Genomic DNA, 24,237 nt, shown 5'->3' with positions numbered 1-24,237 from the left:
ATCATCAGACACGAAAAAGGCCGCATTTGCGGCCTTTTTTGGTCTATTTGCCGGTCTTCTCAAAAATGGCAAACTTCGCTTCATAGTCCGGATGCCAGCGAGAAAGCGGAGGCCGATTTTCTATCAGATCAACTGCATTCCACTCGATCCGTCGGTTGTCGCGCGTGCTATCCACGTCATTGTCAGGACAAAGAATATAGAACTCACCCTTCGACATGCGATCAACGAAATGGTCAACTGTCTGTTCGCTCGTCCAAGCAGCTGCAGGCTTCTCGGGAAAGAACGAAGCAGTCATACCAGTGTAGGTGAAGCCGGGAACGAACAGGTGAACCGAGATTGGAGCCTCCGCCTGCCGCAGTTCATGGGCCAATTGTTCACTGAGTACGCGCACCGCTGCTTTGCTGACGTTGTAACCCGGATTACCAGGCGGTGTAGTGATGCCCTGTTTGGAACCTGTATTGATCACCACAGCAGGGCGATCTGCCTTTATCATGCGTGGTACAAACGCTTGAACGCCGCGGAGAACACCGAGCAAATTGACGTCTAATATTTTTTGCCAATTCTCCCATTCGGACCAAGTATTGGTCGGCAGACTGATCCCAGCATTGTTCATAAGAACGGCGACAGGCCCTGCTGCGAATGCCTTGTCTGCCAACGCATAGATATCTTCCTGTTTAGTGACATCGGTAGGAACGCCAAAGACTTCAGCACCGCCTTTTGCTTGAGCCCGAACCTCTTCAATTGCCTCTTCCAAAGCAAGACCGTCAAGGTCGGCGAGAACGACGCTCAGCCCCGCCTGCGCGAAGCGGTTCGCCGCGACGCGACCTACGCCGCTGGCAGCTCCGGTGACAACGGCGACACCGCCTTGTTCGATTGCCTTGAGATACATGCCGAGCCTCCCCAAGTAGGTTTAGTGTGGTGTTACTCTGCTGCCTCAGCCGCGGCGTCCAGTTCCGCCGCTTTCTTTTCGACCTCTTCCACGATGTGATCGATCATCTGGTCGTTCGACATCTTGTGGCTGGCCTTGCCCGCCAGATACACCATACCGGACCCGGCCCCACCGCCGGTAAAGCCCACATCGGTCATCAGCGCCTCGCCTGGGCCGTTAACGACGCAGCCGATGATCGACAGGGACATCGGCGTCTTGATATGTTCCAGCCGCTGTTCCAGCGCCTCAACCGTCTTGATCACGTCAAACCCCTGCCGCGCGCAGGACGGGCACGAGATGATGTTCACGCCGCGATGGCGCAGGCCCAGAGATTTCAGAATCTCGTAGCCCACCTTGACCTCTTCCACCGGATCGGCAGACAGGCTGACGCGGATTGTGTCGCCGATCCCCATCCAAAGCAGGTTGCCCAGACCAATGGCGGATTTGATGGTGCCGCTGACCAGCCCTCCGGCCTCGGTGATGCCCAGATGGATCGGCGCGTCGGTGGCCTCGGCAATGCCCTGATAAGCCGCCGCCGACAGGAACACGTCGCTGGCCTTTACGCTGATCTTGAAATTATGAAAGTCATTGTCTTGCAGAATGCGGATATGCTCCAACCCGCTTTCGACCATCGCCTCGGGGCAGGGTTCGGCATATTTCTCAAGCAGGTGCTTTTCCAGACTACCCGCATTCACGCCGATCCGGATGGAACATTCGTGGTCGCGCGCGGCCTGAATGACCTCTTTGACGCGCTCTTCATTGCCGATATTGCCCGGGTTGATCCGCAGGCAGGCGGCACCTGCCTCTGCTGCCTCGATCCCGCGACGGTAGTGAAAGTGGATGTCGGCCACAATCGGCACAGGGCTTTCGCGTACGATCTCTTTCAGAGCTTTTGATGATGCCTCATCCGGTACCGATACGCGCACGATATCGGCCCCTGCCTCAGCCGCCGCCTGAACCTGCGCCACCGTCGCCGCCACATCCGTGGTCAACGTGTTGGTCATGGTTTGAACCGCAATCGGGGCATCGCCGCCAACCGGCACGTTCCCCACCATGATCTGACGAGATTTACGACGATAGATGTTCCGCCAGGGGCGTACATGATTGAGGGACATGGGGATCGGTCCGCATCTGCCTGAGTTGCGTCTTTAGATAGTCCGCCAACAGGGGTACCGCAATGCCTAGATCACTCAGAGGGCTGTTCTGTGACGTCTGTCTGCAGCTCAGCGACCAACTGCTTAAGGGCGCTGTTCTGTTCCGCCTCAAGATCGGCCACGGCATAGGCTTCTGACACGGCATCCTTGGACAGAACGACCCCCTTGGCGACGGTGCCAGGGGCACCTGCCGGGCCAAAATGCTGACCGTTCATCGAGAAATAGACCGAACCAGACGCCCCTGCCCGCAGCTGCGGCGGTTCTTCAGTCAATGGAACCTCGAACACGTTTCCCTGTTCGACTGTGCCCAGCGTGCCTTCGAAGATCACGCTGCCATCGGCGGCGGTGACGCGCATCCAAGCTGGATCAACCGCCACGATTTTCAGAGTTGTGTCGATCTGTTCAACAACCTGCGGCAAGCTTGGGCGTTCAACGGTATGAATGTCTGCCACAACAACTTCAGGCAACTCCGGTGGACGGAAGGTTCCCACATCACGCGGGTCGAGCGTTGATATAGGCGCATCGCGCGCAACCAGAACAGGGACATCCAAAGCCTGTGGGCGATACAAACGGTCCAGCGCTTCGGTGTTGGCCGCCGCCGTTTCAATCTCGGCTGTATTGGTCCGGGCCGCATCCAGAGGATCCAGATCTGACAGAACGACCGGTGCCTGTTCAACCGGGCTGACCTGGACCTGTTGAATCTTGTTCAAAACAGACCAGCCGCCATAGCCGATGCCGGCAATCACAGCCAACAGCACCAAAGACGAGCCAATCGCGCGCGGTTCAATCTGGCTGACCAGAGATTCCTTGCCCGGAATATATGGGGTGTTTGGCGAAATGAACGGGTCGCGTCCCATCGGACCGCGCGACAGCACATCACCTGAAGGCTTGCGTACAACTGAGGCCTCAGCCGACATCCCATGCGCGACTTCAAAACCGCTTTCTTCGCAGAAGCTGGCAAAAGTCTCATCCGGGTTCATGCCAAGATAGCGAGCGTAGGAACGCACATACCCGGCGATGAAGCCGGGTGTATCAAACGCGTCAGGATCGGCGTTTTCGATGGCAGCGATGTAGTTGGCCTTGATCCGCAGCTCTCGCTGCACATCTAGAAGCGACTTGCCCATGGTGGCGCGCTCACCGCGCATCTGGTCACCCAGACGCACTTCGTAGTCGTCAAAACCCTTTGGTCTGAACTCCACGCCTTCTTCAGATTCGCGCTGTGATCTGCGCCCAATCATGCCTGCCGCCCCATTCTGCCTGTCACGCGTTTTGCGCTAACGCCGAATCGTCCCCCATAGACGATTCGTCCGCTTCTTTTGTTAGCGTAAGCTTAACACGTGGCAAATAAGTTGCACACTTTAGCGTAAGGTTATCCGGCAAGTTCGGCGCGATTTAGCGCACAATGTGACCAAAGTTCGTCCATCGCCTGAACCAAGCGGTTCATTTCGCCCGGTCCATGCACCGGAGACGGCGTAAACCGCAACCGCTCGGTCCCGCGCGGAACGGTCGGGAAGTTGATCGGTTGCACATAAATGCCATAGTCATCCAGCAACCGGTCGCTCAGAATTTTCGTATGGACCGGGTTGCCCACGATCACGGGCACAATATGGCTGCCATGATCAATCAGCGGCAGCCCCATCCCCTTTAGACGCAGTTTGAGGATCTTGGCCTGGGTCTGATGCTGCTCGCGCAGCTCGGGCGCCGTTTTCAGATAGGCCACCGAGGCAGCAGCCCCCGCGGCAACTGCAGGCGGTAGTGACGTGGTAAAGATGAAACCCGGTGCATAAGAGCGCACCGCATCACACATCTTTTCGCTGGCGGCGATATAGCCGCCCATCACGCCATAGGCCTTGGCCAGCGTGCCGTTGATAATGTCGATGCGATGGGCCAGACGATCCCGCTCGGTCACGCCACCGCCACGTGGGCCATACATGCCAACCGCATGCACCTCATCAATGTAAGTGAGCGCACCGAATTCATCGGCCAGATCGCAAATCTGTTCGATGGGTCCAAAATCTCCATCCATCGAATAGACCGATTCAAACGCGATCAGTTTGGGTGATTTGGGATCGTCGGCTTCCAGCAACTCACGCAGATGTTCCACATCATTGTGGCGGAAGATGCGCTTAGACCCACCGTTGCGGCGCACGCCTTCGATCATCGAGGCATGGTTCAGCGCGTCGGAATAAATAATGAGGCCCGGGAATAGCTTTGGCAGTGTGCTGAGCGTTGCATCATTCGCAATATAGGCACTGGTGAACAGCAGAGCCGCTTCTTTGCCATGCAGATCGGCAAGCTCGGCCTCAAGCCGCTTGTGATAAACGGTGGTTCCCGAGATATTGCGGGTGCCGCCTGAACCTGCGCCAGCAGCATCGACGGCTTCGTGCATTGCATCTAAAACCACCGCATTCTGCCCCATGCCCAGATAGTCATTGCCACACCAGACAGTGATATCCTGCGTCGACCCATCCGCACGCGTCCGCACCGCATGGGGGAAGTGTCCCTTGCGGCGTTCGATGTCGATGAAAGTCCGGTAACGTCCTTCGTCGTGCAGCCTGGCAATCGCTTTATCGAGCTGAGCAGTATAGTCCAAAGGACCCTCCTTGGCCGCCCGGTGAACGGTCAGTAAACCGGGCATATTCTTTCCAGCGTCACAGCTTACACTGTTTAGGACGCATTTGCATTCACCTGTTATTCGGCCTATCGCCAACGGGTAAACCCAACTTTGATTTGCATCAAATACAGCCTTGTTCCCGCCCCGACAAGTAAAGTTGCGGATATCTGGCGCGAGGAAACGACGCAGGCGAAAGTCGATGTTTCAAATAAGTTCCAATACAATACTCAGTTTACTAACTCCGCCGACTGGACCTTGGCGACAACGCTGATAGGTTTCGGCCAACACAGTCTACCACAAAGGAATCCTTCATGTCTTTAGACCCTGTGCTCAGTCGGATTGATGATGACCTGCAAAGCGCGATCGACCGTTTGATGGAGCTGCTGCGCATCCCGTCGATCTCAACCGATCCTGCCTACAAGGAACAGGTTGATCAGGCCGCCGATTGGTTGGTCGGGGATTTGCAAAGCATTGGTATTCAGGCCGAAAAACGCGAAACACCAGGCCATCCGATGGTTGTGGGCCATGTGGGCGAAGGCCAAGACGGACCCCATGTTTTGTTCTATGGCCACTACGACGTGCAGCCTGTCGATCCGCTGAACCTGTGGAATCGTGATCCGTTTGATCCGGCAATCGAGGATACCGAGCATGGGCAGGTCATTCGCGGGCGCGGGTCCTCGGACGACAAGGGCCAGTTGATGACATTTGTAGAGGCCTGCCGCGCCTGGAAAGCGGTTCACGGCACCCTGCCTTGCCGCATCACGTTTTTCTTCGAGGGTGAAGAGGAATCCGGTTCACCCTCTCTGGTGCCGTTTCTGGAGGCCAACAAAGACGAATTGCGGGCCGATCTGGCGCTGGTCTGCGATACGTCGATGGTCTCGCGGGGGGTACCGTCGATTGCTTCGCAGTTGCGCGGTATGCTCAAGGATGAGTTCACCATCGTCGGGCCGCGCATCGACTTGCATTCAGGCCACTATGGCGGCCCAGGCCTGAACCCTCTGCGTGAGCTTTCGAAAATTGTGGATTCATTCTACGACGATGAAACCGGCCGCGTTGCCGTGGAAGGCTTCTACGAAGGCGTCCACGAAGTGCCTGCCGAGCAGTTGCGCCAATGGCAAAATTGCGGGTTTGACGAAGCCGAGTATCTGAATTCGGTCGGCTACAGCCAGCCGCATGGGGAAAAGGGCTATTCCACACTTGAACAGCAATGGGCCCGGCCAACGCTCGAGGTGAACGGGCTCTGGGGTGGCTACAACGGTGCAGGGTCGAAAACGGTTATCCCATCCGAGGCGCATTGCAAGATAACCTGTCGCCTTGTGGGTGACATGGACCCGGACGCGCTGCGTGACAAAATCCGCAAACATGTGGAAGATCACCTGTCACCAGATGCCAAAGTCGTATGGGACAACGACCTAGAAGGATCGCCAGCCTCGGTCATGAATCTGAACCGGCCTGAATTCGAAGCAGCGCGCGGTGCGCTATCTGACGAATGGGGCCGCGAGGCGGTGTTTACCGGCATGGGCGGCTCTATCCCCGTTGTCGGTTACTTCAACACCGTGCTTGGGCTGGATTCCATGCTGGTGGGTTACGCCAATGACGATGACGCCATCCACTCGCCCAACGAAAAGTATGACGTCAAAAGCTTCCACAAGGGCATCCGTTCCTGGGCCCGCATTCTAGACGCTTTGAATAAGTAAGTCTTTTGCGAGGCTCTGCCTCGCGCTCCGAGGTATTTGGGAACAGAAGAAGTTCGGATGCCCTGCTTCTTCTGTTTGAAAATACCTCGGGGGAGTTGCGGCTTGCCGCGACGGGGGCAGAGCCCCCTAACCTTACATGTGGATTACGCGCCCATAGGCATCCAGAACGGCTTCGTGCATCATCTCTGACAGGGTCGGATGCGGGAAGACGGTGTTCATCAGGTCCTCTTCGGTGGTCTCCAACTGGCGGCCAACCACATAGCCCTGAATCAGTTCTGTCACTTCCGCACCTATCATGTGCGCACCCAAAAGCTCTCCGGTCTTGGCGTCAAAGACGGTTTTGATCAGACCTTCAGGCTCGCCCAGCGCTATGGCCTTGCCATTGCCGATGAAGGGGAAGCGACCGACTTTGATATCATAGCCAAGTTCCTTTGCCTTGGCTTCGCTGTAACCGACTGAGGCGACCTGGGGCTGGCAATAGGTGCAACCTGCGATGCTCTCGGGCTTGACTGGATGCGCGTGTTTCCCGGCGATCAGATCCGCGACCATGACGCCTTCGTGGCTGGCCTTATGCGCCAGCCAGGGGGCGCCTGCGATATCACCAATGGCATAGAGCCCATCGACGCCGGTATGGCAATATTCATCCGTGACTACATGGGTTCGGTCAATTTTCACGCCCAGAGCCTCAAGCCCCAGGTTTTCGACATTGCCAACGATGCCGACAGCGGAAATCACGGTATCGAAGTCGTGTTTTTCGATTTTGCCCTTCACCTCGATATGCGCGGTGACTTTGCCCTTGGCGCGGTCCAGTTGTTTGACCATCGCCTTTTCCATGATGGTCATGCCTTGTTTGGTAAAGGCCTTCTTGGCAAAGGCGCTGATCTCTGCATCTTCGACAGGCAGCACGCGGTCCATGACTTCGACCACGGTCGTATCCGCGCCCAGCGTGTTGTAGAAACTGGCGAATTCGATACCAATTGCACCCGAGCCGATCACCAATAGCTTCTTGGGCATCCGCGGCGGTTGCAGCGCGTGTTTATATGTCCAAACCAGATCGCCGTCAGCTTCCAGCCCCGGCAATTCACGCGCCCGAGCGCCGGTGGCCAGAACGATGTTCTTGGCGGCCAGTTCTTCGGTGCCTTTGTCTGTTTTGACCGTAACCTTGCCTTTGGCCGGGATCGTTGCCTCGCCCATCACCACGGTCACTTTGTTTTTCTTCAGCAGGTGTCCGATGCCACCCGAAAGCTGCCCTGCTACACCGCGTGAGCGTTTGACGACCGCGTCCAGATCATATCCGACCTTATCCGCCTTCAGGCCGAAATCCTTGGCGCGCTCCATCAGGTGGAACACTTCGGAAGAGCGTAGCAGTGCCTTGGTCGGGATACAGCCCCAATTCAGGCAGATCCCGCCCAGATGCTCTCGTTCAACCACACAGGTTTTTAACCCCAATTGCGCGGCGCGGATTGCAGCGACATAGCCCCCCGGACCAGCCCCGATAACGATCAGATCAAAAGATTGTGCAGCCATGTGTCCCTCTCGGCGCAGGTCGAACGAAATTTAGTTTACCATTAAACTACTTTTCAAAGCGCATCAACACAGCACATCCGCGACAAAAGCGACGCGAGGAACCAGCAGCGAAAAGGCGCTGTTTTCAACCTATACCCGGGACTGCCCAAAGGCTAGAACAGAAGAGCCTTAGGCGATTTCATAGTCTCAACCCCAGTTTATTCGAAAGGCTTACCATGGCCAAAACATTGAAAGATCTTTTGCTCGCGCTGCTCAATGCCACCCTGATCCTGGTGGCCCTTTGCCTATTTCTTGGCTGGAAACTAGGGTCGAGTGTGGAGAGTATCTCGGCTAATTTTTCGAATGTCATTCAAGTCGTTGCCCCCCTGCGCGACGAAGCCCAAGGCATTCGCGGAGAGCTGACTGCCCTGCGTAGCGAACTGGCTTCTCTGCCAACCGATGGCAGCGCATTGGATACGGCCACCGCGCAGCGTATTTCCATGACGCTGAATCGTTTGGACGCGATTGAAGACAGTTTGAAATCTGCTCAGACCCGGTTCTCCGACCTGGCCGAAGAGCCTGATGTGTTGGTGGAGACGGCCATCACCACCGCTGGCGATGTGATCGCCGAGAAGGTTCTGGCCATTCGCGGATGCGTGCCCGAGGTTTAACCCCCGGCCTGCAATTCCCGCACCGTCGAGCCATAGCCGCCCATGCTGACATACGCCATTTCATGTTCGGTGGAATGGCGTGACAAAGCCTCATTCCGGTAGGGGAACCGACCGAATTTGCGGATCACCTCACGGTGGGCGCGTGCATGTAGCAGGTTGCTGGGCTCGCTGCTGAGGTTTTGGCAAATCAAGCGGACACAGCGTTCCTGATCGCACAGGTTTTCTGAATGCATCATCGGCAGATAGAAGAACTGCCGCGCCGGTTCATCGATCTTAAGGTCCCAGCCTTTGTCGACCGCACATTTAGCTGCGGCCAGCGCCGCCCGATCGGTTGAGAATGCCCGCGCACTGCCCCGAAACATGTTGCGTGGAAACTGGTCGGTCAGAATGATGTATGCCAAGGCACCGCTGGGATATGTCAACCAAAGCGAGAACTTGCCCTCGGTCGATGCTTCCCAAGTTTTCAGAAAACGATCACGGATTTTTGCGTCCAAGGCATCATCCTGCAGATACCAACCGTCTGGACCAACTTCATCCAACCAAAAACTCAGTACGTCTTCAGGCCCTACCATTGCCCTAAACTCCGTCTTGTGCCCTCCCCAGGGACGTAACGTCATTTATTGCCATTTTACAGATTTGTTACAGTAAAATATTGCAACAATATCGACATATTTTCGTGTCTTAAGCTGTTTCCTGCGCATCCTGCTCGGCCTCGGCCGCCTCGATAGCAACTTCCTGCGCCACCTCAAACGCCACAGGCGAGGCTGTGGGGTAAAGCGGCGACATCGTACCGGTCTCGTCTACAGGAACCGTCGGACGCTGCGTGGTCCGATACAGCGCATAAATCGCGGTCATGAACAACAATGCGGCGAGGAACAGGAAAAAGCCCTGCGGGCCAAAGACCTCATCGCCCATTAACCAACCCGTGATCAGTGGACCCGCAATGGCACCCAAGCCGTTGATGAACACCAATCCGCCTGAAGCTGCAGCCATATCCTCGTGATCAAGAAAGTCGTTCGCATGCGCAATCAGTAATGAATAAAGCGGGTTCGACAGACCTCCGATGACAAAAGCTGATCCCAGTAGAACAGGATAGGTCACGCCATAGATCATCCCGACCACGGCACCAACGCCACCTGCAACCGAGACCAGCGTGATCAGCAGGCGGCGGTCCATTCGGTCCGAGAACCAACCCAGCGGATATTGGAAAACAACCGCGCCGATATAAAACGCGGCCACAAAGGTTGAAATCTCGAATAGCGACAACCCGGCCCGCGCGCCGTAAACCGCCGACATACCAAACTGAGCTGAGAACACACCGCCCAGAAAGAACATACCAACGCAGGCCAAGGGCGACTTTCCAAGCAGCTCACGCAATGTCATCGGCTTGGTTGAATCGAACGCAGGCGTTGGCGAGATGGACAGCAAAATCGGCGCGAATGAGATCGAAACCAAAATCGAAGCAATGACAAAGGTCTGATAGCCAGCCGGGTCCCCGAGCAAAACCAAGCCCTGCGCGCTGATGATCCCGGTCATCTGAACGATCATATAGAGCGATAGAGCCTGGCCGCGGTTTTCATTGCTGGCTGCGTTATTCAGCCAGCTTTCTGCGGTCACGTATACGCCCGAGAAACAGAATCCGATCACGACACGACCCAGCACCCAGGCTATCGGGTCGGTCAGCATCGGATACATGATCATGACAGCCGAGATGAACGAAGCCAGCGCCGCAAAGACGCGTACATGGCCAACGCGGCGGATCATCTCGGGTGCCAGACGTGATCCGCCCAGAAAGCCGACGAAATAGGCAGACATCACAAAGGACATCTCAAGCGTCGAGAACCCTTCGATTTCACCACGCACACCCAGGATAGTGCCCTGCAGGCCGTTGCCGACCATCAACAGCCCCATTCCCAGCAACAACGCCCACGCGCTGGACAGAACCTGAATCATTGGGGCCTCCGGTGAAATGCCGATCAGAATACGGATTCGTTGGTGCGATCAAAAACCGCCTCGGTCGCGCTTGTCTACGACATTCCTGTCGTTCGCCGCCTGAAACGCGGCCCTCACGGGATCAAAAGCGACGAATCTCCATATGAGAAGAAGCGATATTTTTGAGCGATTGCATGATCATAGAGCTGCCGCATCCGGTCCTGCCCCATCAGGGCGGACACCAGCATCAACAAGGTGGATTTGGGCAGGTGGAAATTGGTCATCAACGCATCGGTTACGTGGAACTGAAAGCCGGGATAGATGAAGATATCAGTTTCACCTTCCCAGGCTTCGATCTGCCCCGCGCGCGCAGCGCTTTCGATCAGGCGCAGCGCTGTGGTGCCAACCGGGATGACGCGTCCGCCTGCGGCTTTGGTCGCCCTGATCTCAGCAGCGGCTTCGGCGCTGACCCGACCCCATTCAGCATGCATTTTATGAGTGGTTACATCTTCGACCTTCACCGGCAGAAACGTGCCTGCGCCCACATGTAATGTCACATGGCTGAAGGTGACCCCGCGCGCGGCCAAGGCCTGCATCAGCGCGTCGTCAAAATGCAGCGACGCCGTTGGTGCGGCCACAGCACCTGCGTTTTGGGCCCAGATGGTCTGGTAGTCGGTCTTGTCCTGTTCGTCCGCAGGGCGTTTGGCGGCAATGTAGGGCGGCAAAGGCATCGCGCCTGCCTGTTCCAACGCCGCATCGAAATCATCACCAGTCAGGTTGAAGCGCAGAAAAGCCTGACCGTCCTCGACCCGATCCAATACTGCTGACAGATCATCTGAGAAGACAATATCCTCCCCTGGCTTCACCTTTTTCAAAGGTTTGACCAAGGCGGTCCAACAGCCATCTGACTGCGGCTCTAGCAAGGTTGCTTCGATCGCGGCAGAGACTGGGCCCTGCGCGCTGTTACGGTGTCTGCGTCCGCTCAACCGTGCTGGGATCACCCGTGTGTCGTTCAACACAAGGCGGTCGCCGGGTCGCAACCAATCGGGTAGATCGAAAACGTTGCTGTCGGTGACCCGATCCCCGTGCGCGACCAGTAAACGAGCCGAGGATCGCGGATTGGCGGGCCGCGTGGCAATCAGCTCTTCGGGCAGATGGAAATCAAAATCGCTGAGTTTCATGGCCGCGCCTTACAAGGCTAGGATAGATTCGGCCATATCCCGGTTCAATTGTCCCGAGGCGGTGATCCAAAGGTCCGCTTTGGCTCATCCGGTTTCTGGCGCTGCGCATTCGGCCCATCCGAGACGGTGGGTGCCGGTGGGCGCAACAGATTGCGCAGGAACAACGGGGCCAATCCGGACAGAGGGTTCACCGATACTTTAGGTGCGCTCAGTGGGCCAGTAAGAGAATAGTTAAAGCCGATGATCCCTTCACCCTTGCGGGTCAGCACGCTGCCGATGGCATTCACCAGGTAGATTGGCGAGATCGCACCACGTAGATCGAGCCTGCCGTTCACCGTATCAATAATGCCGTCGAAAGACAGGCCCATCGACGGGCCGACGGCGCTGCCGCTTAGCACTTTGATTTCGGTCGGCGTCAGCCTCATCCGGCTGTCGATGGATGAGAAAAAGATCCCCTGCCCAGCCATCTCATCCAGTAGACCCACAAGGCTGATGGCATTTAACAACGCCGCCATGGCCGGGGCGTCGGTAATGCGGGTATTTATGATCTTGAGGATCACGTCATAGCTGTCGGGCGCGGTTACCGGCTCAAGCTGCAAATCCAGATCGCCCCCTTTTGCCTGTGTCAGTACCCCGGCAGCGCGCAAAACCGCCCCTGCGTCGCCAGAGGTCAGGTTCACGGCGCTGCGATTGCCGCGCGGCGTCACCTGCCCCTGAACCGCAGCCTCCCCATTCACGCGCGCCCGAAAGCTTCCATTGACCCCGCCCGTGGTTTGAAACACCCCCTGAAATCCCGTCAACGCCACGGTCTCGGTGACCTGCAACCGATCCAGCGTCACGTCCACCTGCGATCCTTGGCCCGTGCCGCCTGCGCCCCCGTCGCCCTCGCCAAATTGCGCGCGGCCCAGGTTCAGCACGCCCCCCAGCACGCGAATATCGGGCGGTCCCGACTCGCGCCCGATCAATACTGCCGGGACGGCCAGCCAATCGCCCAGATCAAATGAGCTAAAGCTGACGCGATCAAACGCCCCGTCTTCGCGGAAGGAAATCGCGCCTTTGGCCCGCAATCCAGCCGCGTTCAACTGCAAGCTATCGACACTGATCTGATCTCCCAAGGTCGCTTCTGCGCTCAGCGTACCAGTGCTGCCCGCAGCTTTGCGCCAACTGAGTTCCGGGATGGCGAGCGCAACCCCCCGCAAATCAGACTGGGCCGATAGTTTCGGCGGTTCCCCTGCACCGATCCCCAGCGTGATATCGGCCGTGCCTTTCCCCGTTAGCATCCCCCGCGGAAGCCCCGCCTTCAGCGTTTCCATCAGTTTGGGAGACAACTCAATCTGACCGGTCAATTCGCTGCGCTGCGCCGTTTCACCATTGATGGGTTGCCGCCAACTGGCCTCGATCGGCACATCACCGAAAAGACCCTGCCCCGCGATCTGCACGCCGGTTTGATCGCCGCTCAGGCGCAGGGTGTCAGCGGAAACGGAAAACCCGGGAACCAGCCCGTCGCTGCTTAGGTTGTCTAGATCGCCATCAAAATGGAACTGGGTGTCCTGAAACTTCAACTTTTTCTTTAACGGCAAAGACAGCGTACCGCTTAGCGCAACGGTACCATCAGCCAGATCAACCGGCAGATTAGCTTTGCTGAGCAAGGATAGCGGCGGTCGATCCAGCAGCGACAGCGCGGCCGTCACATTGCCTGATGCCTTGATCCGGGCAATGGCCGGGGCGGATTTCTTGATATCCGTATCCGGAATGATGAAAGACGTCCCCGATGCGTCCACAAGGCCACCAGCATCTGCAACCACGAACCCGCTCTGCGCAGTCGCGGTAAATCGGCGATTGATCAAGCTGGCCTGTCCCTGAGCGTTTTCAATCGGGGGCAACGTTTTGACAAACCGGATCGTTGCGTCTTCGAACCCGAAATCCAGATAGAGGTCCGGTTTCGATCCGGGCCGCAGGCGCAACGCGAAATCCATGTCCGACAGTTTGCCCTGATAGAGGTTCTTCGTGACCCATTCGCGCGGCTTCGGGGCCAGTCTTTCAGGCCAATAGCCAAGCACCTGATCTGAGGTCATGCGATCCAGATGGGCATCCAGATCGACGGACCAACCGTCTTCCAGCCCGAGCAACTCACCCGATGCGCTTACACGATGTTCGCCGTCTTCGACGGTTATCTGCCCAAGGCGCAGCTTGAACGGAGCAAAGGTCATTTTGAAATCAAGATCCGCCTGCCGCAGCTTCAAAGCCTCGGGGAACAACCCCGCCGGATTGGCATCGATACCGGTGAATCGAAGCTGCGCGTCAAGGCTGTCCAGCGTTCCATTTTCGACGCCCTGCAAATAGGCTTTACCGGACGCCTGCACCGCCCCCCAAGCCGAGACAACCGATACTTCGTTAAAATCGATCTCCTGACGTGTGGGCTCATAGGTGAAATAGGTCCGAGCCGAATCAAACGGCACCGGGCGCGTCTCGGGCGTCGGCTGCACCACACCGGCCCCCAGATTGAGCGTTGCAAACAGCGGACCGACTGCGCCTTCTCCATCGATGCTGCCCCGCAACGCGCCAGAGATTGGCGTGCGCAGAACTTGCAGCCATGCCAAGGCAGGGCTTTGGTCGTAGACATCCTCGGCAGGTAAATCCGTGATCGTGACCCCGAACCGCGCCTCAGGCGTGCCCAGAACGCTGGTGTAATTGGCCTCGATCCCGCTTACAAAATCGCGCCCGGATAGAACCGAGAAGCCGGTTGCCAGTCGCATTTCGTTGTCGTTGCGGGTGATCTGGATATGCCCGCCATCCATGATCCACGACCGACCCAGTCGCAGATCGCGGTAGTCCAGCGTGATCGCGTCCAGCCGAACGGATGTCAGCGCCGAGAGCATCGGAGACAAAAAGATATCATCCGAGGTTTCGATCAGCTGCGCCAGGTTGGGGGCCTGTTGAACCGGCGAACTGTCAGTGCCAACCGTGAGGGTCAGCGCCCCGTCCAGGCCCCGGGTCAACGAAATCTGGGCACCGCTCAGCAGGATGCGCTTGGGGCGTACGTTGCCGCGCAGCAAGGGGCGCATCGCAAGGCTCGCCCGCATGTCCGACACCTGCGCGATTTGCTGGCCCGCAGCATCCGCGATGCTGACATCTGTCAAACGCAAGCGTGGGCGCCAGCCTTCATTGATGATAAAACTGACATCGCCAAACCGAACCTGTAGCCCGCCAAAGCTCTGTTCCAGCCGCGCCTCGACCCGATCCCGCACCCAGGCCGGGGCATGCATGCGCTGGCCGATCAGCATGAAACCCGCAATCAGCGCCAGCACCACCAGCAACACGGCCCCGCGCATGGCCCAGAGCCCTGCAACCCGGCGGCGCGAGCGGCGACGCGGGGCAGGTTCCGGCGGATCGCCCCCTTGCTGTTCCTGCTGCGCCAATTTGCTGTCCACGCCTTTTAACCCGCTGATATCGCCCTATGATGTCGGGCAGCCCTTAAAACCCTATTGCGGAGTATCCAATGCCCGACATTTCAGACATGGCCCCCGATTTCACCCTGCCTCGTGACGGAGGTGGCGAAGTCACCCTATCGGACCTGCGTGGCACAACCGTCGTTTTGTTTTTCTATCCCCGCGATGATACGCCGGGCTGTACCAAGGAATCCATCGGTTTCTCGGAACAACTTCAGGCCTTTGCCGATGCAGGCGCTCAAGTTTTCGGCATCTCGCGCGACAGCGTTGCCAAACATGACAAGTTTGTCGCCAAGCATGGGCTGACCACGCCGCTTTTGTCAGATGAAAACTCGACCGTCTGCGAAGACTATGGCGTCTGGGTCGAAAAGAACATGTATGGCCGCAAGTCGATGGGAATCGAACGGTCCACTTTCATCATCGACGGCGAAGGCCGCATCGCGCAGCTTTGGCGCAAGGTCAAGGTGCCTGGCCATGTTGATGCCGTGCTGGATGCTGTGAAGGCGATGTAAACCCCTCGACCCCGGCGTCCATCCGGTTTATTCCGCAGCCTTGCATTAAACAGGCGGAGCGTATCTGTGCCCACAACACTGACCCAGATGGCCACCGAGGTTCTGACAACAGCGGACGGGCGGGAAAAAACCGCCCTTTCGAAACGCCACTCCGCCGCATGGTTTGCCGCCCGCAAAGGTGAAGCCGAGGCGATCGAGATCGGCACCGCGACGCCCCCCTTGCAACCCGCGCGCCCGGACAAACCCGAGCTGCTGTCGCCGCGCGAAGTGCCCAAGCGCAAACCGGGAACCGAGGCTGGGCGGATCGCTCTGCTGCACGCCGTTGCCCATATCGAACTTAATGCGGTCGACCTGCATTGGGATATCATCGCCCGGTTTGGGCATGTCCCTATGCCCATCGGATTCTATGACGACTGGGTTAAATGCGCCGAGGAAGAGTCGCGCCATTTTGAGATGGTCTGCGACTGCTTGGAACAGATGGGCAGCTCTTACGGTGCCCTGCCCGCACACGCAGGTATGTGGCGTGCGGCCGAAGACACGGCAGAGGACTTAATGGGGCGTCTGGCCGTCGTGCCTATGGTACTGGAGGCCCGCGGGCTGGACGTCACACCCGGCATGATCAACATTTTTCGGAAGGCCAAGGCCGATCAGGCCATTGCGGCGCTGGAAGTCATCTACGCAGAAGAGGTCGGGCACGTGGCCTACGGGTCCAAATGGTTCCATTTCCTGTGCGGACGCGAGAATGCCGATCCCAAGGATGTATTCCACGACTTGGTGCGGCGCTATTTCCATGGCGTCCTGAAACCGCCCTTTAACGAAGAGAAACGCGCCGAGGCCGGATTGCCGCCAGATTTCTACTGGCCCCTCACCGAAGACCTACCACAGCCCGGCACCGTCTCAGATTGATCCAAATAGGTTAATTTAGGCGAATTCCTGCCGATGACACAGGGTAATTTCGCAAGCTTCGCGTCAAATTGGTCAGCAAACTTGCCCGATGTCCCAGTCCGCTTTATGAAATCCCCCCAAGGGACGGAGATTGCACCACGACCGGTCCCGATCTTGGGGATGAGAGGTAAGACGCGTGAGAACACGTCTGGCAATAAAGTTTCACTCATGGCTTGAACGCCGTTTCCCGGAACGCCGGGTTTTTCTTAAATCAGATCAGGACACCCGGTTCATCCGGCTCAGCTCCGAGACGCAAGTGGTCGCTGTTGCCGGTGTTGCGGTGATTGTTGGCTGGACCGCGCTTTCGACCGCGATCCTGCTGATGGACAGCATTGGGTCAGGCAACTTCCGGGAACAGGCGAAACGCGATCAGGCGACCTATCAGGAACGGCTAAACATATTGTCTGCCGAACGGGACGCCCGCGCGCAGGAAGCGCTGGCCGCACAGGATCGGTTCAATGCAGCCCTTGCGCAGATTTCGGCAATGCAGTCGGAACTGCTGGCCTCGGAAAACCGCCGCCGCGAGTTGGAAACCGGGATCGAGGTGATCCAGACCACGTTGCGCACAACCATGAAACAACGCGAAGAGGTCCGCACCGAACTGACCGAGCTGAAGCAGGACAGCGACGGATCGGGCATGTATCTGGCGTCGGTCGGCGATACGGCGCAGATGGAGTTCATGACCGACGCATTGGCGCGCACCGCCGAAGAACGCGACCAGATCGCCGCCGATGCGCAGACCGCGCTGGATCAGCGCGACGAATTGGAGCTTGAAATCCGCCTGATGCAGGAACGTAGCGACGAGATCTTCCGGCAATTGGAAGAGGCGATGGTGATCTCGGTCGAGCCATTGGACAAAATGTTCCGTCAGGCAGGTATGCCAACAGATCGTATCATCGAAGAGGTCCGGCGCGGATATAGCGGTATGGGCGGTCCGCTGACCCCTTTATCCTTCAGCAGCCGCGGCGATGAAGAGCTGACGGCTGACGAAATCAGGGCCAACAAACTGCTGCAGCAGATGGATCAGCTGAACCTGTACCGTCTGGCTGCCGAAAAGGCCCCCTTTGCCAATCCTGTGCATTCTGCCGTGCGTTTTACCAGCGGCTTCGGCTCGCGCCGCGACCCGAAAACCGGCGGTCGCCGGATGCATAACGGCGTCGATTTTGCGGGTCCGCAAGGCACCGATATCTTTGCAACTGCCGATGGTGTGGTCAGCCATGCCGGGTGGCAATCCGGCTTTGGTCGCCTTGTGAAGATCAAACATGCCTTCGGGATTGAGACACTTTATGCTCATAACACCAAGATCAACGTAAAGGTCGGCCAAAGGGTCTCGCGCGGGGATCATATTGCTGATATGGGTAGCACCGGACGGTCCACCGGCACGCATTTGCACTATGAGGTGCGCGTGAACGGAAAACCCGTAAACCCAATGACTTACATCAAGGCTGCGAGAAATGTTTTCTAAGAGCAAAATGAACGAGCCCGGATCCAAGGAAACTGAGGCGGCAAAACCTGCTGCTCCGGCGACTCCGGCGGCCCCTGCCCCATCCGAGACCAAGGCCAGCACCGCGCCCAAGCCAAAGCCGCCCGCATCGGTTCTGTCTTCGGACTTGCACATCACCGGCAATATCAAGACCACTGGCGACATTCAGGTTGAAGGCACTGTCGAAGGCGACATTCGCGCGCATTTGCTGACCATCGGCGAAACCGCCACGATCAAGGGTGAAGTTACCGCCGATGACGTTGTGGTCAATGGCCGTATCGTGGGTCGTGTGCGTGGCCTGAAGGTGCGCCTGACATCGACCGCACGTGTCGAAGGCGACATCATTCACAAGACCATCGCCATCGAAAGCGGCGCCCATTTCGAAGGCTCGGTCCAACGTCAGGACGATCCGCTGAACCCCGGTCGCAGCGGTAAATCCGGCGGCAACCCTGCGGCGGACGTCAAGCAGTAAGCCAAACGCGAAGCAGATTTCTGAAACGCCGCAGGACAATCCTGCGGCGTTTTTCTTTCGACACTCGATTTGCGTTTCCCGCCAGGCAGGAACTGGCATAGGGTCGGATCATGTTGATATTCCTCAGCCTTGTCGCCCTGATCGCCTGTGCCATCGCCTACTACCTGTGGTCGCGCCGTCAGGCCCGCGCCCGGTTGCTGGCCACCACGCTAACAGCTTCGGAACGTCAGGTGGTCGAGACCATGGTGCCGATCGTTCGGCGGTTGCCACCCGATTTGCGCAGCAAGTTGGACGGTAAGATGACCCTGTTTCAGGATCAGGTCCGCTTCTTTGGCTGTGATGGGCTTGAGGTCACAGAAGAGATGCGCCTTTCGATCTCGGCTCAGGCCTGCCTTCTCGTTGTGAACACGGACATGTGGTTCGACAATCTGACGACCATTCTGATCTATCCGAACGCGTTCAAATCCCGCCAACAAAGGCGAAGCGGCTATGTGGTGACCGAAAAGGAAATCATCCGCACCGGAGAAAGCTGGAACCGAGGCCCGGTGATCCTATCCTGGGCGCATAGTCGGCAAGGGGCCCTGAACGACCACGACGGGCACAATGTTGTCTTTCATGAGTTTGCGCATCAGATCGATGATCTGTCCGGCGGCACAGATGGCGTACCCGTCTTGAATCGAGCGCAGAGCTATGCCGATTGGGAGCGCGTTTTTGTCGCCGCTTACGATGCCCATGTCCATGCAGTTGAAACCGGTAGACCCACTGTCATCGATCCCTACGGCGCCGAAGGACATGAAGAGTTTTTCGCCGTCTCAGTCGAGGTGTTCTTTGAACGCCCAAACGCGCTGAAAGACAGTGTGCCCGAAGTTTATGAACAGCTCTCACTGCTGTTTCAACTGGACCCGGTCAGCTGGACTTAACGCAATACGCGTTAGCTGTGACACGTCCCACGGAAAACTCCCCGTGCCTGCAAATTTAACAAAAGGCATCTTCTGAACTAAACTCAAACCCATTGGTTTATCGGAGGAGTTTTCATGTCATCAAAACTTATGGCCGAGTTTTTCGGCACATTCTGGCTGGTTCTGGGCGGATGCGGCAGTGCGGTTCTGGCCGCTGGTGTGGCAGATGTGGGCATCGGATGGCTGGGTGTATCCTTCGCCTTTGGCCTGACTGTCCTGACCATGGCTTATACGGTTGGCCATATCTCGGGCGGGCATTTCAACCCGGCGGTCAGCCTGGGGCTGATGATCGGCGGGCGGTTTCCAGCCAAAGACCTGTTGCCCTATTGGGTCGCTCAGGTCATCGGCGCCATCGCGGCAGCCGTGGTCCTTTATCTGATCGTCAGCGGAGCGCCCGGCTTTGAGGGCGTCGGTGGATTTGCCTCAAACGGATATGGCGACGCCTCCCCTGAGGGATACTCGCTGATGTCCGCTTTGGTGATCGAAATCGTGCTGACCGCGTTCTTCCTGCTGGTCATCCTGGGTGCGACCTCAAGCGGCGCCCCGGCCGGGTTTGCCCCGATTGCGATCGGTCTGTGCCTGACGCTGATCCACCTGATCTCGATCCCGGTGACCAACACATCAGTGAATCCGGCACGGTCGACCGGTGTTGCGCTGTTTGCCGATGGCCCGGCCCTTGCTCAGTTGTGGCTGTTCTGGGTGGCGCCGCTGATCGGTGCTGCAATTGGCGCACTGATTTGGAAAATGATATCGCCCGACGATTAACCTGAACTAAACGGCGCAGCCAAAGGGTTGCGCCGCTTGATCTGATACAAGACACACATTTTCTCGGAATTCCCGCCCTGATAACTGCCAGGTTGAATTCCAACCGAAAGCGACGAATATCGCTGCGCATGTGTAAGAGTTTTTGTTCATGACCTCGCGAACCGGCTTTAAGCGCCCCGCATCGGCCATCCCGGCCTCAACCGGGCTGGTCGCGATCTGCAGTATCCCGATCCTGCACTACCTGTGGCCCGCGATGCCCGGTGTTTCAGACCGCGATCAAACCGTGCTGTTCGCCCTGTCCGTATTTGGTTTGATGGTCGCGTCAGAGTTTGCCTTTGCCAAGCTGCACCGCATGCCCGGCAGCGGCCTGGTTTTCAACGCACGAAACTTCCGCGATGCGACCTATATTCGGGATTTTCAGGTCAAACTGGTTGGGCTGGTGGCCAGCGCCGGGCTGCTCGCGCTGTTCTACTGGTCGGCAGACCTCTATCGCGGGGATTGGTATTCACCCTTCTTTTCGCTGCTGGCTGACTACTGGTGGCTAATTCTAGCCGTCGTTCTAGCGGTCGTAACATCGGTACATTTCATGATGCGGCATCCGCGGGATGGGATGTGGCATCTGGGGCGCGTGGTTCTGACGCTTGGGCAGCACTCCACCCGCGCGCGCGGCCTAAAAGTCTATCTGCTGGGTCTGCTGGTCAAAGGCTACTTTCTGCCCCTGATGTTTTGCTATCTGGTCTATGACTGGACGTTCTTTCAGTCGCGATCTTTGTGGGAGATGACAAGCTTCCCGCAGGTCTATGAATACCTGTTCCGCTTCTCCTTCTTCCTTGATCTGACGGTTGTTGTCATCGGCTACGCAACGGCCACCCGGCTGCTGATGTCCCATATCCGTTGGACAGAAACCACCGTCAGCGGCTGGCTGGTCTGCCTGGCCTGTTACGCGCCGTTCTGGCAGGTGCTGTCGCGGGACTACTTCAACTACACCCAAGAGGGCTTCGCCTGGGGCGCCTGGCTGTGGGATTATCCGGTACTCTACACGATCTGGGGCTGCACGATCCTGTTTTTCCTTGGGATATACTGCCTAACAGCCGCCCGTATGGGGTTAAGGTTTTCGAACCTCACCTATCGCGGGTTGGCCTGTGATTTCCCCTATAATCTAAGCAAACACCCCTCGTACATCAGCAAGAACATCAGCTGGTGGCTTGTCTCGATCCCGTTCATCGCGGTGGATTTCTGGACCGGTGTGGCCAATTGCATGGCCCTGCTGGGGGTGAACTTCATCTATTTCATGCGCGCCTGGCATGAAGAACGGTGCCTGTCGCAGTCGCCATCCTACAGGGCCTATCAACAGCATATCAGGGAAAATGGGTTGCTTGCCCGGATCAGGCGCGCGATGTTCCCAACAGCGCAGCGGGCGTCAGAAAAGCTGAACTAGGATAGACCCGGCGCTTTGGCGCGCCGGGCGAAACGTTTATTCGGTTACAGTGACGGTTTTCATCACATCCGGTTGGCCGGAAACAGCACCCGATTCAGGATGACCACGCTTGATCGCATCAACCACATCCATGCCTTCGGTGACCTGACCGACAACCGTGTACTGGCCATTTAGAAACGGCCCCGGTTCGAACATGATGAAGAATTGCGAGTTTGCGCTGTTGGGGTCCTGCGACCGTGCCATGCCGACGACACCACGATCAAAGCTGACATCCGAGAACTCTGCCGGTACGTCCGGGCGATCCGACCCGCCACGGCCCGCATAGCGCATGTCAAACGCCTCATCGCTTTGATCGCCATATTGCACATCGCCGGTTTGGGCCATGAATCCATCGATCACGCGGTGAAACACCACACCGTCATATTGGCCTTCGCTGGCCAGAGCGGTGATCTGTTCAACATGTTGCGGGGCGACGTCTTCGAACAGGTCGACAAGAATGGTGCCGTTGGCCCCTTCCCCTTCGACCTCGATCTGCAGGCCTGTGGCCAAGGCCGGGCTGGCCAGCAAAGTGAGAGCGACTGCCAGCTTACGCATCTGCCGCCACTTTCACGCTGATCATGCGATCGGGCTGCATCGGCGGCTCACCCCGCACGATGGCGTCCACATGTTCCATACCGTCAATGACACGGCCATAGACGGTGTACTGGCCGTTCAGAAAATGATTGTCCTTGAAGTTGATGAAGAACTGCGAGTTTGCCGAGTCCGGATTCTGCGACCGGGCTGCGCCCAATGTGCCGCGATCATGCGGCAGTTTTGAGAACTCTGCCGGAACGTTCGGCAAGGAAGACCCGCCGGTGCCCGCCATACGCAAGTTGAACCCGTCCTCCATATCACCATGCTGCACATCGCCGGTTTGTGCCATGAAGCCGTCGATCACGCGGTGGAAGGCCACGTTGTCATACTCACCACCACGGGCCAGTTCCTTCATCCGTGCACTGTGTTGCGGGGCGACGTCGGGCAGCAGTTCGATGACGACATTGCCGTCTTTCAGCTCGATGATGATGGTGTTTTCGGGATCCTTGATTTCGGCCATCTGGCCCTCCTGTCGTTTTGTCTTGCGCAAATACCTATGCGCCGGGCGCGTGAAAGCCAAGTGACGCATTGACCTGACGACGAAATGAAGGAAAAGAACCGCCTAAATCGGTATCAAACTCACGAAGGAATGCACGATGGGATGGAAAACGCTGGACGATATGGACCTGAACGGCAAACGCGTCTTGGTGCGTGTGGACATCAACGTACCCATCGTGGATGGCGTTGTCACCGACGCCACCCGGATCGAGCGGATCGTGCCGACCGTGCGCGACATTCTGGCCGCAGGCGGCAAACCGATCCTGCTGGCGCATTTCGGGCGTCCGGGCGGTGAACGGCGCGAGAATCTGTCACTCAAGCAACTGGTGCCCACATTGGAAAGCGCCTTTGGCACGTCGGTCCTGTTTGCCGCCGATTGCGTCGGCACCGAGGCCGAACTGGCCGCAGACGCCCTGCAGCCCGGTCAGGTTCTGCTGCTGGAAAACACCCGCTTTCACGCAGCAGAGACAAAGAATGACGCTGATCTGGCCGCAGGCATGGCCAAGCTGGGTGACATCTATTGCAATGATGCGTTCTCTGCCGCACACCGTGCCCATAGCTCGACCGAGGCGCTGGCCCGTCTTCTGCCTGCTTGCGCAGGCCGCCTTATGCAGGCCGAGTTGCAAGCGCTGGAAGGTGCGTTGGGCGCCCCCAAACGCCCTGTGACGGCCGTGGTGGGCGGCGCGAAAGTGTCGACCAAGCTGGAACTGTTGGGCCACCTGATCGACAAGGTGGACTATCTGGTGATTGGCGGAGGAATGGCGAACACCTTTCTTGTCGCCCAAGGGATCAATGTCGGTAAATCGCTGGCTGAGCGCGATATGAAAGACACCGCAGCCGAGATATTGGCAAAGGCCGAAACCTCGGGCTGCACCATTGTTCTGCCCACTGACATCGTTGTCGCTGAAAGCTTCGCGGCTCATGCACCGCATCAGGTGCTGCCTGCTGATCAATGCACCGAAGACGGCATGATCCTGGATGCCGGGCCCGATAGCGTTGCGGCAATTTCCGAGATCTTCGCAAAAAGCCAAACCTTAATCTGGAACGGCCCCCTTGGTGCGTTTGAACTGGAACCGTTTGATATGGCCACAAACGCAGCCGCACTGAAAGCGGCCGCGCTGACGCGGTCTGGTCAGTTGGTCTCGGTCGCCGGTGGGGGCGATACGGTTGCCGCCCTGAACGCATCCGGTGCTGCGGCGGATTTCTCGTACATCTCGACAGCAGGTGGTGCATTTCTGGAATGGATGGAAGGCAAAACCCTGCCCGGCGTTGCCGCGCTGGAGCAATAACGCGGTTTTGCGGGCGGTCGATTAATCTGAACCTTCCGCAAGATTTTGCGAATCAGGGGATTCACAAGCCGAATCACCTGTGACATAGTGCTGTCAGAGGTTCGCAAAGAA

21 protein-coding genes are annotated in these 24,237 nt (G+C 57.7%); 10 read left to right on the top strand and 11 right to left on the bottom strand.

All coding sequences use genetic code 11. From position 1 onward, the window contains the following. Positions 1–43: 43 nt before the first annotated feature. From ACR0KG_RS06685 to hemA, 4 genes are all read right to left on the bottom strand, one after another. The gene (locus tag ACR0KG_RS06685) at positions 44–889 is read right to left on the bottom strand and encodes an SDR family NAD(P)-dependent oxidoreductase (protein ID WP_480546857.1); all 846 of its coding nucleotides are present in this window, start codon (positions 887–889) and stop codon (positions 44–46) included. Between the two features lie 32 nt (positions 890–921). Continuing rightward, on the bottom strand, positions 922–2,043 hold the full coding sequence (ispG, locus tag ACR0KG_RS06680; RefSeq protein ID WP_480546855.1) for a flavodoxin-dependent (E)-4-hydroxy-3-methylbut-2-enyl-diphosphate synthase: 1,122 nt from the start codon (positions 2,041–2,043) through the stop codon (positions 922–924). A 71-nt stretch (positions 2,044–2,114) separates the two neighbouring features. Continuing rightward, complete coding sequence (locus ACR0KG_RS06675) at positions 2,115–3,320, bottom strand: helix-turn-helix domain-containing protein (protein WP_480826808.1); 1,206 nt, start codon at positions 3,318–3,320, stop codon at positions 2,115–2,117. A gap of 131 nt (positions 3,321–3,451) precedes the next feature. After that, positions 3,452–4,675 (bottom strand): 5-aminolevulinate synthase, encoded by a 1,224-nt coding sequence (hemA, locus tag ACR0KG_RS06670; RefSeq protein ID WP_480826807.1) that lies wholly within the window; start codon positions 4,673–4,675, stop codon positions 3,452–3,454. Between the two features lie 332 nt (positions 4,676–5,007). On the opposite strand from hemA, the gene ACR0KG_RS06665 reads away from it, so the two are divergent. Then, positions 5,008–6,393: a dipeptidase gene (locus ACR0KG_RS06665; protein WP_480546851.1), complete on the top strand. Its 1,386-nt coding sequence runs from the start codon at positions 5,008–5,010 to the stop codon at positions 6,391–6,393. 132 nt (positions 6,394–6,525) lie between these two features. On the opposite strand, the gene lpdA is transcribed toward ACR0KG_RS06665, so the two are convergent. After that, positions 6,526–7,920: a dihydrolipoyl dehydrogenase gene (gene lpdA, locus ACR0KG_RS06660; protein WP_480546849.1), complete on the bottom strand. Its 1,395-nt coding sequence runs from the start codon at positions 7,918–7,920 to the stop codon at positions 6,526–6,528. Between the two features lie 215 nt (positions 7,921–8,135). On the opposite strand from lpdA, the gene ACR0KG_RS06655 reads away from it, so the two are divergent. Next, positions 8,136–8,570, top strand: coding sequence for a hypothetical protein (locus ACR0KG_RS06655; protein ID WP_480546847.1), 435 nt, complete (start codon positions 8,136–8,138; stop codon positions 8,568–8,570). Here the strand turns inward: ACR0KG_RS06655 and ACR0KG_RS06650 are convergent. From ACR0KG_RS06650 to ACR0KG_RS06635, 4 genes are all read right to left on the bottom strand, one after another. Beyond that, positions 8,567–9,142, bottom strand: coding sequence for a DUF924 family protein (locus tag ACR0KG_RS06650; protein ID WP_353006581.1), 576 nt, complete (start codon positions 9,140–9,142; stop codon positions 8,567–8,569). The genes ACR0KG_RS06655 and ACR0KG_RS06650 overlap by 4 nt on opposite strands. A 109-nt stretch (positions 9,143–9,251) precedes the next feature. Then, positions 9,252–10,523 carry an MFS transporter gene (locus ACR0KG_RS06645; protein WP_170530557.1) on the bottom strand — a complete coding sequence of 424 codons (1,272 nt, stop codon included), beginning with the start codon at positions 10,521–10,523 and terminating at the stop codon, positions 9,252–9,254. A gap of 113 nt (positions 10,524–10,636) precedes the next feature. Next, the gene (gene queA / locus ACR0KG_RS06640) at positions 10,637–11,683 is read right to left on the bottom strand and encodes a tRNA preQ1(34) S-adenosylmethionine ribosyltransferase-isomerase QueA (protein ID WP_480826806.1); all 1,047 of its coding nucleotides are present in this window, start codon (positions 11,681–11,683) and stop codon (positions 10,637–10,639) included. A 44-nt stretch (positions 11,684–11,727) separates the two neighbouring features. Next, the gene (locus tag ACR0KG_RS06635; RefSeq protein WP_480826805.1) at positions 11,728–15,114 is read right to left on the bottom strand and encodes a YhdP family protein; all 3,387 of its coding nucleotides are present in this window, start codon (positions 15,112–15,114) and stop codon (positions 11,728–11,730) included. A gap of 68 nt (positions 15,115–15,182) precedes the next feature. Here ACR0KG_RS06635 and ACR0KG_RS06630 point away from each other — a divergent pair, with 68 nt between their 5' ends. From ACR0KG_RS06630 to ACR0KG_RS06600, 7 genes are all read left to right on the top strand, one after another. Further along, a complete protein-coding gene (locus tag ACR0KG_RS06630) occupies positions 15,183–15,644 on the top strand; it encodes a peroxiredoxin (protein ID WP_353006573.1) in 462 nt (153 codons plus the stop codon). Positions 15,645–15,731: 87 nt separating this feature from the next. Next, positions 15,732–16,550: a ferritin-like domain-containing protein gene (locus tag ACR0KG_RS06625; protein WP_480547296.1), complete on the top strand. Its 819-nt coding sequence runs from the start codon at positions 15,732–15,734 to the stop codon at positions 16,548–16,550. A gap of 175 nt (positions 16,551–16,725) precedes the next feature. Next, on the top strand, positions 16,726–18,054 hold the full coding sequence (locus ACR0KG_RS06620) for a DUF5930 domain-containing protein (RefSeq protein ID WP_480546839.1): 1,329 nt from the start codon (positions 16,726–16,728) through the stop codon (positions 18,052–18,054). Next, the gene (locus tag ACR0KG_RS06615; RefSeq protein ID WP_170530561.1) at positions 18,044–18,544 is read left to right on the top strand and encodes a bactofilin family protein; all 501 of its coding nucleotides are present in this window, start codon (positions 18,044–18,046) and stop codon (positions 18,542–18,544) included. Before ACR0KG_RS06620 ends, ACR0KG_RS06615 begins: the two co-directional genes overlap by 11 nt. Positions 18,545–18,654: 110 nt before the next feature. Continuing rightward, a complete protein-coding gene (locus ACR0KG_RS06610; RefSeq protein ID WP_480826804.1) occupies positions 18,655–19,464 on the top strand; it encodes a M90 family metallopeptidase in 810 nt (269 codons plus the stop codon). Positions 19,465–19,578: 114 nt separating this feature from the next. Further along, positions 19,579–20,268: an aquaporin Z gene (aqpZ, locus tag ACR0KG_RS06605; protein ID WP_480826803.1), complete on the top strand. Its 690-nt coding sequence runs from the start codon at positions 19,579–19,581 to the stop codon at positions 20,266–20,268. Between the two features lie 148 nt (positions 20,269–20,416). Continuing rightward, the gene (locus ACR0KG_RS06600; protein WP_480826802.1) at positions 20,417–21,706 is read left to right on the top strand and encodes a hypothetical protein; all 1,290 of its coding nucleotides are present in this window, start codon (positions 20,417–20,419) and stop codon (positions 21,704–21,706) included. 36 nt (positions 21,707–21,742) lie between these two features. Here ACR0KG_RS06600 and ACR0KG_RS06595 read toward each other — a convergent pair whose 3' ends face one another. Together ACR0KG_RS06595 and ACR0KG_RS06590 are read right to left on the bottom strand one after the other, a co-directional pair. Then, a complete protein-coding gene (locus tag ACR0KG_RS06595) occupies positions 21,743–22,300 on the bottom strand; it encodes a peptidylprolyl isomerase (RefSeq protein ID WP_480542476.1) in 558 nt (185 codons plus the stop codon). Then, positions 22,293–22,799 (bottom strand): peptidylprolyl isomerase, encoded by a 507-nt coding sequence (locus tag ACR0KG_RS06590; RefSeq protein ID WP_480546833.1) that lies wholly within the window; start codon positions 22,797–22,799, stop codon positions 22,293–22,295. The genes ACR0KG_RS06595 and ACR0KG_RS06590 overlap by 8 nt, the downstream gene beginning before the upstream one ends. A 136-nt stretch (positions 22,800–22,935) precedes the next feature. On the opposite strand from ACR0KG_RS06590, the gene ACR0KG_RS06585 reads away from it, so the two are divergent. After that, positions 22,936–24,126: a phosphoglycerate kinase gene (locus tag ACR0KG_RS06585; RefSeq protein WP_480826801.1), complete on the top strand. Its 1,191-nt coding sequence runs from the start codon at positions 22,936–22,938 to the stop codon at positions 24,124–24,126. The last annotated feature ends 111 nt before the right edge of the window (positions 24,127–24,237 follow it).

This window comes from Ruegeria sp. H4, from assembly GCF_056533065.1.
Note: the sequence above shows the minus strand (reverse complement) of the source record. Positions and strands in the feature narration are given on the sequence as shown.